The sequence below is a fragment of the Bifidobacterium psychraerophilum genome (genome assembly GCF_000741705.1).
Classification (GTDB): Bacteria; Actinomycetota; Actinomycetes; order Actinomycetales; family Bifidobacteriaceae; genus Bombiscardovia; species Bombiscardovia psychraerophila.
In genome coordinates this window covers 1-10,113 of the sequence record NZ_JGZI01000004.1, presented here as the reverse complement: position 1 = coordinate 10,113, position 10,113 = coordinate 1, and the positions used below count along the sequence as shown (strand labels likewise).

Sequence of the window (10,113 nt, the reverse complement as noted above, 5' to 3'; positions counted from 1 at the left end):
ATCCGATTGGAACGGATACAACAATTCGAACCTCGCCCAAACCGGCGTAGCCGTGCAGGGGTTGATTGAGGTTGCGATCATCCTGCTGCTTCTCAGTATCGGACTCATCGCTAGTCGCAAACTGCGTCGGAATAATGACAGTGAAGACGAAGGACCTTATTCGAATGCTCCAGAACTCAATGATGGCACTAGCAGAATAATGTAAACAGTGGTGGTCTCATAAGTCGGTTTGCCCTCTACTTTTCCCGTCAATCTCTCTCTTGTACGCCTAACTGGAATCTGCAGGAACGGCTCAATCCGACGTTATCGTGAATAGCTACTCTGTGGATGCGTATAGGAAATGTTTGTGAACTGTCCGCTTTTGTCAGAAGTTCCGGCCAATGGTGAGGGTTCAACTGCACGGATGGCTAAGGCTGGCGAGACGCTGCCCAATATCGTTGAGAGCTTCAGGTCTAATAGTGTAGTGAGCCCACTTTCCTTGCTGTTCTCGAGTTACGAAACCGGATTCGGCTAAGAGCTTCATATGGTGGGAGACGGTGGGTTGGGTAACTCCAAGCGGTTCCGTGAGGTCGCAGATGCAGGCTCTTCCTCCTGGGTGTGCGGCGACAAGTTGGAGTAACTGTAATCGGGTGGGGTCAGAGAGTGCTTTGAGCCTGCGGGCAAGGTCCCGGCTCTCGGCTGGGCGAGGTATCGTCGTCTCTGTCGGCGTGCAACAGGTGGACTGCTGGCGACTCGTGGGGTTCGGCAGTGTAATGGTCATGTCCTCCAGTCTCTCACTTGCATTGACAATTGTCTATATGTTGATAAACTATTAGTCATATAGATATTCGTCTATGTGAGGAGAATGTAGTGAACGTTAGTATGCGGGCTAGGCGAGGGCTTTACATGGGGTGCACTGCTGGAGCACTTTTCCGTGCTGAATATCTCGACGGTCTCAACCGAACCGGATTCCCGGATACATGTATTGAGTTCACTCAGGAGGTCGCACGATGAGAGCACAATCCCAGACACACGCACGACTCGGAACGGCTGACCGGTTGTTGCCTCTCTTGATTCTGATGGCGATGATTGTCGGGGTGGGCGCGGGGCGACTGTGGCCTGGGCTGGCGGGACTTATTGACTCGGTGAAGTTGGGTTCTACAAGTTTGCCGATTGCCGTGGGGCTCCTCCTCATGATGTATCCGCCGTTGGCGAAAGTTCGCTATGACCGGCTGGGCCGCGTGACCCACGATCGTAGATTACTGGTCGCCTCTCTGATTCTCAATTGGGTGGTCGGCCCAGCTCTCATGTTCACGCTGGCTTGGCTGTTGCTACCCGACCTGCCCGAGTATCGCACAGGCATCATTATCGTGGGTTTGGCCCGCTGTATCGCAATGGTGCTCATCTGGAATGACCTGGCGGGTGGTGACCGGGAGGCTGCCGCCGTTCTTGTCGCTCTCAATGCGATCTTTCAGATTGTGGCATTCGCCGGTCTCGGTTGGTTCTATTTGCAAATATTGCCTGGTTGGCTTGGCCTGTCTACCACTTCGGTCGGGTTCTCGTTTTGGGCAATCGTCGAGTCCGTGCTGGTATTTCTTGGTGTGCCACTGCTGGCCGGATGGGCCAGTCGGGTGCTCGGAGAGCGTATGAAGGGCCGTGAATGGTACGAACACCGGTTCCTTCCGAGAATCAGTCCTTTGGCCACCTGGGGGCTCCTCTTCACTGTGGTTGTACTGTTTGCCCTGCAAGGCGGACGCATTTCACGTGAGCCGTGGGATGTAGCTCGTATCGCGGCACCACTTATCATATATTTCGCGATTATGTTCACTCTCGGGTTCGTTCTTGGCCACGCTCTGCATCTTGGCTATGAGAAGACCGCTACTCTTGCGTTCACTGGTGCGGGTAACAATTTTGAGCTCGCGATCGCCGTATGTGTGGGCACGTTCGGTGTCGCTTCCGGCCAAGCCCTAGCCGGCACCGTCGGCCCGCTGGTCGAAGTGCCGGTACTGCTCGGCCTCGTCTATGTCGCCTTGTGGCTACGGCCTCACCTGTTCCCACTCCACGACCGGACCGGCGACGACTTAGAACCGGTCAGGATTCAGTAAACACAACAAATAGTCAAGCCATTAACAAACAAGAAAGTAAGGAGCATCTCATCATGCAAAATACAACATCACACCAAGCGACTCAACTCCCTCGCATTGACGTTTATGAACCGGCAATGTGCTGCAGTTCCGGGGTTTGTGGCAGTGACCCGGATGCCACACTGATCGCGTTCACCGCCGACTGTGCGGCCATCACGGGCAATGGGATCTCGATAACGCGCCACAACCTTGCCAGCGAGCCGGAAAACTTCGTCGCAAACTCTCAGGTCCGCAACGCACTCGACAGTATCGGCTCACAGGCGCTGCCCATCGTCCAGGTCGACGGGCAGACGGTCCTTACCGGCACATACCCGACACGCGACCAACTATTCCGCATGGCAGGTATCGACGCGCCCTCGACAAACCCTGTCTCCGAGAACACAGCCGAACAGTCCGGATGCTGCTGCGGGGCAAGCGGATGCTGCTGAACCACGCCGCAGAATAGGAGACCAGAAACCATGAACCAACCCACCTTTCTTGACCACCTTCCCAAGTTCGCGTTCTTTACCGGCAAAGGTGGCGTCGGTAAGACGTCGGCCACCTGTGCGACGGCGTTGGCTCTGGCCGACCAAGGCAAGTCAGTGCTGCTCGTGAGCACGGACCCGGCTTCGAACATCGGGCAGGTCTTTGACCAGCACATTGGCAACCAGATTACGACCTTGAACACCGCTCCCGGTATCGACGCTCTGGAGATTGACCCCGAAGCGGCCGCCGCCACATACCGCGAATCAATAATAAAACCGGTACGCGGCCTCCTGCCGAAGACGGAAATCCAAGCAATGACCGAGCAACTGTCAGGGGCATGTACGACCGAGATTGCTTCCTTCAACGAGTTCGCCGACCTCATCGCCGATCCCGACCTCACTAGTGATTACGACCATGTGCTGCTCGATACCGCACCCACGGGGCATACCATCCGTCTGTTGGAGTTGCCCGGCGACTGGAACCAGTTCATTGACGAGGGCAAGGGTGACGCTTCCTGTTTAGGTCCCATGGCCGGCCTTGAATCCCGCCGTAGCGTCTATCAGGCCGCAGTCAACGCGCTCTCAGATCCAGCCCGCACCGTGCTCGTGCTCGTCGCCCGCGCCCAACGCTCAGCGATTCAGGAAGCCGATCGCACCAGCCGAGAACTTGCAGCTCTCGGTATGGGTAATCAGCACCTACTGATCAACGCACTCATGCCTGATCTCGACGGTGATTCTCTGGCGGCGGCGATCCGAGATCAGGAACATAAGGAGCTTGCTTCTCTCCCCAGTGGACTCGCTCGACTGCCATACGACACGACAACGTTGCACTCACGTAACGTAGTTGGCATCAACAGTCTTCGCGAGTTCTTCACTGCTACTCCCACACAATCGGAACAGGCCGCCAACCATGTCCGTGAAGTTGCCGGGAAGTATCCGCCGCTGGCAGACCTCGTGGACCAGTTAGCGGAGCAGACTCACGGACTGTTCATGACGCTTGGGAAGGGCGGTGTCGGTAAGACAACGGTGGCCACGGCGATCGCCGTGGCTCTTGCCGAACGCGGTCGCGACGTGCTGCTCACCACAACCGATCCGGCGGGAAATCTCACTGACGTGCTCGATGGTACTATCGCAAACCTCACCATCGCGAAAATTGATCCTGACGAGGCCCTACGCGAGTACCAAAACGAGATTCTGACTACCAAGGGGGCTCGTCTCGACGCGACGGGTCGTGCCCAACTCATGGAAGATCTGCAGTCACCCTGCACACAAGAAGTAGCCGTCTTCCGCAAATTCTCCGAAGCCATACGGGAGGCACAGAACCGTATCGTCATCATCGACACCGCGCCCAGTGGGCACACGCTCCTCTTGCTTGATGCCACGGGATCCTACCACCGCGAGATGCTCCACCAGATGGGAGATAATCTCGCTGCCACGCCGATGACACGGCTTCAGGATCCTGAATATACGAAGATGATTATCGTCACGCTGCCCGAGATAACTCCCATCCTCGAAGCCGAACAACTCCAACATGATCTCAAACGGGCATCCATCACTCCATGGGCATGGGTCGTCAACCGTTCGGTCGCCGCAGCACACCCTGTTTCCGGATTCCTCCAAACCATCGCAGACGGAGAACTTTCCAAGATCGAACACGTCCAACAGTCCACCGAAGGCATGGCCGTCGTTCCCATCCTGCCCAAACCCCCCATTGGACGCAACAGTCTACACGACATCACTCAGCCCCTGTCCGTGGCAGACTCCACCACTCCTCGCTGATTGCACCATCAAAGGATTACCTACTTATGCGACTGCTCATCATCGGCGGCTCCGACGCCGGCATCATGGCCGGTCTACGCGCCCGACAGCTCGACCCGCACACTGACGTCACGATTATCGTCGCCGATAACTACCCGAACTATTCCATCTGCGGCATCCCCTATCACGTTGCCGGGGAGGTGCCCGATTGGCACGACCTTGCCCACCGCACCAGCAACGATCTCGAGGCTGCCGGACTCAGCTTACGCCTTGACACCCGTGCCACCAGTATTGATGCTACCGGCCACACCGTCACCGTACGCACTCCCGCAGGCACTGTTGAGACAATCGGCTATGACCAACTAGTAGTCGCCACCGGTGCCGGACCAACCAGCACCACAATCAGTGGGCTGAGCGGCCCCAAGGCGCTTGGCCCAGATGACGGCGTACACGTCCTGCACACCATCGACAACATGCACGCCGTGCAACACGACCTCAAGACGCGACAGCCCACAACAGCCGTCATCATCGGGGCTGGATATATCGGACTGGAAATGGCCGAAGCGCTCACTCGACGCGGGATTGCTGTCACCATGATCCAACGTGGACCAGAGATACTTTCCACACTCGATCCAGACCTTGCCCGGATACTCCACAACGAACTCGACCGCCACGGCGTCACCGTCATCACCGGCACCACCGTAGAGCGCATCAAACGTCATACCAGCCATCTCATCGTCACGGTAACCAACTCAGCCGGCATCCAGCGAATCGAAACAGAGTTCGTGCTCACCGTCGTCGGCGTGCAACCCAACACGGGCCTGCTCACCAAGGCCGGAGCCAAAACCGGTCCAGGGAATGCGATCGTCGTCGACGACCACATGCGTACCGGTCTACCCGATATCTACGCGGCCGGTGACTGTGTGATCACCAAACACCGTTTACTCGGCAATACATGGATGCCATTAGGCACCACAGCCCACAAACAAGGCCGCATTGCCGGAGAGAATGCCGCCGGCGGCGATGCCACCTTCAAGGGCGTCCTCGGCACGCAAGCGGTCAAGGTCTTCGATCTCGTCGCCGCAAGTACCGGACTGCGCCAGACCGACGCCCAAAGTGCCAGACTTCCCGCACGCTCGGTGACAGCCACGGTCGACGACCACAAAGCCTACTACCCAGGCTCACACCCAATCACCATCCGACTCACCGCAGACCCCACCACCGGCCAATTACTCGGAGGCCAACTCGTAGGAACCTACGGCAGTGAAGTCTCCAAACGTGCCGACGTGATCGCAACCGCCATATTCGCAGGACTCACCATCCAGCAGTTATCCGACCTCGATCTCTCCTACACACCACCCCTCGCCGCACCATGGGACGCCATTCAGACAACCGCACAACACTGGCAATAATCCTCAGAAAACAATTCCTATGTGCTGAGACGATTTGCTCTCACATCAAAATTCCATCTGAACCAAGATTCTTGTCGGTAAACTCATAGAGAATGCGTTGTCTCGCAGGACTCCGTGCACTTGCATCGTAAGAACGTTTGCCTGAGTAGGGCAAGTGTTTCCGCTCAACGTGACCACTCCACCGGCTGTCGCCGATCCGCTACACGGCCATATAACTAGGCGGGGTCAGAGTTTTCACTGTGGAGTTCATGACGAGATTTCTTGCCTACAGAACGTGATGCAATTATTGATTGCACTTCATCCGCGTTGCAAAATTTGTGTCAATTCTTTGACGTGCGCTACCCGATTTATGGACTTCGTTAGTGCCTGATTTCCGTAGCTGCCTACTACCTGATGTCCGGACTTGACAACAGTACATCATCTAATGTATAGTCATCGCATGCTGACTATTACGAATCGACTTGATGTAATGAACCGGCTAGGTCGGGCCATGGCAGACCCGACCCGTTCACGGATTCTGATGGCGCTGTTAGATGGGCCCAGTTACCCTGCCGTTCTCTCTCGAGAACTGGGGCTGTCTCGTTCGAACGTGTCAAACCATTTGACGTGTTTGCGCGGGTGCGGCATCGTGGTGGCTGAACCCGAGGGCAGGAAGACCCGTTACGAAATCGCCGACCCCCATCTAGCCCATGCGCTGACTGCCCTTATTGATGTGACACTTGCAGTTGATGAGAGCGTGCCATGCATGGACTCCGACTGCAATGTTAGGGGCTGCGAGGCACGGGAGGTGCGAGCGTGAGTACGGTAACAAATTCGCAGGTTGAGCATCCTGACTTCGATGACGATGATGATGACGATCGGCCGTGGTATCGCAGTCCGAGCGTTCTGATTCCGATTGCATCGGGTATTGCATTCGCTGCTGGCCTAGTGTGTGATTTGACCGGCGCAAAGACCGCAGGTCTAGTGATGTTCTGGATCGGCCTGCTTTTGGGCGCGTACACTTTTGTTCCGGGTGCGCTGCGAGGGTTGTTTACGAAAGGCAAGCTTGGTATCGGTCTGCTGATGACGATCAGCGCGACTGGTGCTGTGATTCTTGGATACGTTGAGGAAGCAGCAGCGCTGGCGTTCCTCTACTCAATTTCGGAAGCGCTTGAGGACAAGGCAATGGATCGTGCTCGCGCTGGACTGCGGGCATTGTTGAAACTCGTGCCAAAGACCGCACTGGTTAAACGTGGCGATGCAACGGTTGAGGTCGAGGCAAAGGATCTGCGCGTTGGTGACGTGCTGGTGGTTCGGGCGGGCGAGCGGATTGCCACTGATGGCATCGTGCGTGCCGGGCGGAGCAGCCTGGACACATCCGCGATCACCGGCGAGTCAATCCCAGTCGAAGTTGAACCTGGCATGGATGTCTCGGCAGGGTCCATTAACACCACGGGCACGCTCGACGTTGAGGCCACGGCCGCTGGCACCGATAACTCGCTTACCACAATTGTGGAGCTTGTCGAGAAGGCCCAGAGCGAGAAAGGTGAGCGTGCCCGACTAGCTGATCGGATCGCACGTCCGCTTGTGCCCGGAGTAATGATTCTCGCAGTACTGGTCGGCCTACTCGGGTCACTGCTCAGTGGGAACGTTGAGCTATGGATTACGCGCGCACTGGTTGTGCTCGTCGCAGCATCCCCGTGTTCTTTGGCAATAGCTGTCCCGGTCACCGTCGTCTCTGCTATTGGTGCGGCTTCCGCGTTCGGGGTGGTCGTCAAATCCGGTGCGGCGTTTGAACGTTTTGGTGGCATCCGACATCTCGCAGTCGATAAGACTGGCACTCTGACAGGGAATAACCCCACCGTGACCCGCGTAGTGACGGACGATGGTGTGAGTGAAAACGAGGTTCTGAAGTGGGCGGCAAGTTTGGAAGGTCACAGTACGCATCCGCTTGCCACTGCAATCGCAAGCGCAGTGAGTGACGCTCCACAGGCCGATGATGTCACGGAAACGGCGGGTCGCGGTATTTCTGGGGTAATCGATGGTGTCTGTGTCAGCGTCGGGAGTCCTCGATGGCTCGATGCTGACCCCCTGGCTGATGAGGTGCGAGCGATGGAGATGGAGGGAATGACCGTCGTCATCGTGCATAGCGACGGCAGACCCGTTGGGGCAGTAGGAGTGCGCGACGAACTGCGTCCCGAAGTGCCCGAGGTAATACGCACGCTGAACGAACGCGGAATCGGCGTAACCATGTTGACTGGCGACAATCCACGCACAGCGCGAGCCTTGGCTGCACAGGCCGGTATTACCGACGTCCGGTCCGAACTGCGCCCAGAAGATAAGGCCGCCGCTGTCGCAGAACTATGCAGAACGCAGCCCACGGCGATGATCGGCGACGGCATTAACGACGCACCCGCCCTAGCGGCCGCAGACGTAGGAATCGCGATGGGAGTCAAAGGTGCCGATGCTGCGATTGAATCAGCGGACGTCGCATTTACTGGGAACGACCTGCGTCTCATCCCTCAAGCTCTTGCGCACGCACACCGCGGGCGCACGATCATGAACGAGAACGTGGTTTTGTCAATACTCATCATTGCGATTCTGCTCCCGCTGGCCATTACCGGAGTTCTTGGCCTGGCCGCTGTGGTACTTGTTCACGAAGGCGCCGAGGTCATCGTCATCCTCAACGGACTGCGCGCAGCACAACGACGGAGCAGCACATGAGATTCCCAACGTACGACAAGAAAAAATACCACTATCGGCGCTCAGTTCTGATCGAAAGTACCGTTAGTATTGATTACAGTGCTGAGTATCTACTCTATAATCGAAAAAAGGCAGTGATTGCTGTTACACAATGAAAAACATAGCCATCCAGATCGGAGAAATAATAGTCCACCTCATAGGTGGAACTTCCTACCACCATTACTGGACACACTGCTTTAATGGAATGGATACTTTGAGTGCTCTCATTACCGCCTACATACGGAGCAAGAACCTCAATATTCGCCTATGACGCGGGTAGTGCCCGGGTTCTTGCGCACTTTGGTTTTTGTTTCCTGTGTGCGTTGTCAGTTCGCTTCTTGTATGGTGTCGTGGAGTCGGGACATGTCCAGGTAGCGGCGGGTCGACCACTGGTTGCCGGTGACGTAGCGGATTCTCGCAGTGATGAGCATGAATGCGCTCCTGCCGTCGGGGAACGCTCCCACGACGCGAGTTCTGCGGCGTATTTCGCGGTTGAGTCGTTCGATCATGTTGTTGGTGCGGATACGCCGACGATGCTCGACCGGGTAGTCGTCCAGCAGGTAGGTCGTGGTCTCGCCGATGCCCTCCCGCAGGCACTTGGCGGCCTCTTTGAGTTTCCTTGCGTCCATCTGCGTGGCGATGCTCTCGGCCTTCTCCAGGGCGGCCTGGCGGGTTTCCGACGCGAAGATCGCTTTCAGCGCGTCGGCGGCCCACCGGGTGTGACGAGGGGAAACCTTGGCGAGCACGTTGCGCATGAAGTGCACCATGCACCGCTGGTAGCGGGCCTGTGGCAGGAGTCCACTGACGGTGTTCACCAGTCCGGCGCACCGGTCGCCGGTCACCAGGCGCACGCCGGTAAGCCCACGCGAGATGAGCGAGGAGACGAAGCTGTTCCAGCTCGTCGAATCCTCCTTCATGCCTTCCGCCACGCCGATCACCTCCCGGTGCCCGTCCGACCCGATGCCGATCGCGACCAGTATGCTCACGTTCTCCACGGCGCCACCCCACGAACGCTTGTGCCACACGCCATCCATGAACACATACGGGTAGGGCTGGGATAGCGGGCGTTCACGCCACTGGTCGATACCCGCATACACCTTCTTGAGCTGGTCTGACAGGGTCTGCGACGGCATCCGCTCGCCCCACAGGGCCTGGCTGATGTCGTCCACCCGCCTCGTGGAGACACCGGCCAGGTACATGTCGATCAGCGCCTCCTCCACGCTCTCCTCCCGGCGACGATACCGTTCGATCACCGCCGACTCGAACAGGGCGCCCTTCAACTTCGGCACCCTCACTGCCATTTTCCCGGCCTTGACGGTCAGATCACGCTCGTAATGACCAGCCCGATACGCCTTCCTGCCATCGGAGCGCTCGTAGCGGGCCGCGCCGGCGATCTCGTCGGCCTCGGCGTCCAGCATCCGGCCCACGGATCTCGGTGACCTTCTGGGTGACCATGCGATCCAATTGGGTCTCGAACATGGGTTGGTTGACTTGTATGATTTTCTCGGGCATGGTTCTGTCGCCTGCTTTTCTAGAGCGGTTAATGGTCTGGCGACTGAAATCGTACACAGGCGACAAGCCATGCTCCACCACTTCAACAAGCACCAGCAAATTTGCGCAAGAAACCGGGCGTTA

At 57.4% G+C, this 10,113-nt stretch carries 8 protein-coding genes and 1 pseudogene; 7 read left to right on the top strand and 2 right to left on the bottom strand.

The genetic code is table 11. The features are described from left to right. A partial coding sequence (locus BPSY_RS11860) for a hypothetical protein (RefSeq protein ID WP_238556769.1) occupies nt 1-205 on the top strand: 205 nt, incomplete at its 5' end. Nucleotides 206-391: 186 nt separating this feature from the next. Here the strand turns inward: BPSY_RS11860 and BPSY_RS12025 are convergent. Further along, nucleotides 392-760, bottom strand: a complete 369-nt coding sequence (locus BPSY_RS12025; protein WP_081672841.1) for an ArsR/SmtB family transcription factor — start codon at nt 758-760, stop codon at nt 392-394. 229 nt (nt 761-989) lie between these two features. Between BPSY_RS12025 and arsB the strand changes: the two genes are divergently transcribed. From arsB to BPSY_RS01325, 6 genes are all read left to right on the top strand, one after another. Continuing rightward, nucleotides 990-2,084, top strand: a complete 1,095-nt coding sequence (gene arsB / locus BPSY_RS01350) for an ACR3 family arsenite efflux transporter (protein ID WP_024464620.1) — start codon at nt 990-992, stop codon at nt 2,082-2,084. Nucleotides 2,085-2,137: 53 nt separating this feature from the next. Beyond that, a complete protein-coding gene (gene arsD / locus BPSY_RS01345; RefSeq protein WP_051921405.1) occupies nt 2,138-2,551 on the top strand; it encodes an arsenite efflux transporter metallochaperone ArsD in 414 nt (137 codons plus the stop codon). Nucleotides 2,552-2,581: 30 nt separating this feature from the next. Continuing rightward, nucleotides 2,582-4,366 carry an arsenical pump-driving ATPase gene (arsA, locus tag BPSY_RS01340; protein ID WP_051921403.1) on the top strand — a complete coding sequence of 595 codons (1,785 nt, stop codon included), beginning with the start codon at nt 2,582-2,584 and terminating at the stop codon, nt 4,364-4,366. Between the two features lie 26 nt (nt 4,367-4,392). Further along, complete coding sequence (locus BPSY_RS01335; protein ID WP_033498310.1) at nt 4,393-5,757, top strand: FAD-dependent oxidoreductase; 1,365 nt, start codon at nt 4,393-4,395, stop codon at nt 5,755-5,757. A gap of 424 nt (nt 5,758-6,181) precedes the next feature. Further along, the gene (gene cmtR, locus BPSY_RS01330) at nt 6,182-6,556 is read left to right on the top strand and encodes a Cd(II)/Pb(II)-sensing metalloregulatory transcriptional regulator CmtR (protein WP_434533622.1); all 375 of its coding nucleotides are present in this window, start codon (nt 6,182-6,184) and stop codon (nt 6,554-6,556) included. Continuing rightward, entirely contained in the window at nt 6,553-8,460 is a 1,908-nt protein-coding gene (locus BPSY_RS01325; protein ID WP_033498306.1) for a heavy metal translocating P-type ATPase, read from the top strand. Before cmtR ends, BPSY_RS01325 begins: the two co-directional genes overlap by 4 nt. Before the next feature lie 344 nt (nt 8,461-8,804). Here the strand turns inward: BPSY_RS01325 and BPSY_RS01320 are convergent. Then, nucleotides 8,805-9,990, bottom strand: a pseudogene (locus BPSY_RS01320) (IS256 family transposase). Between the last annotated feature and the right edge of the window lie 123 nt (nt 9,991-10,113).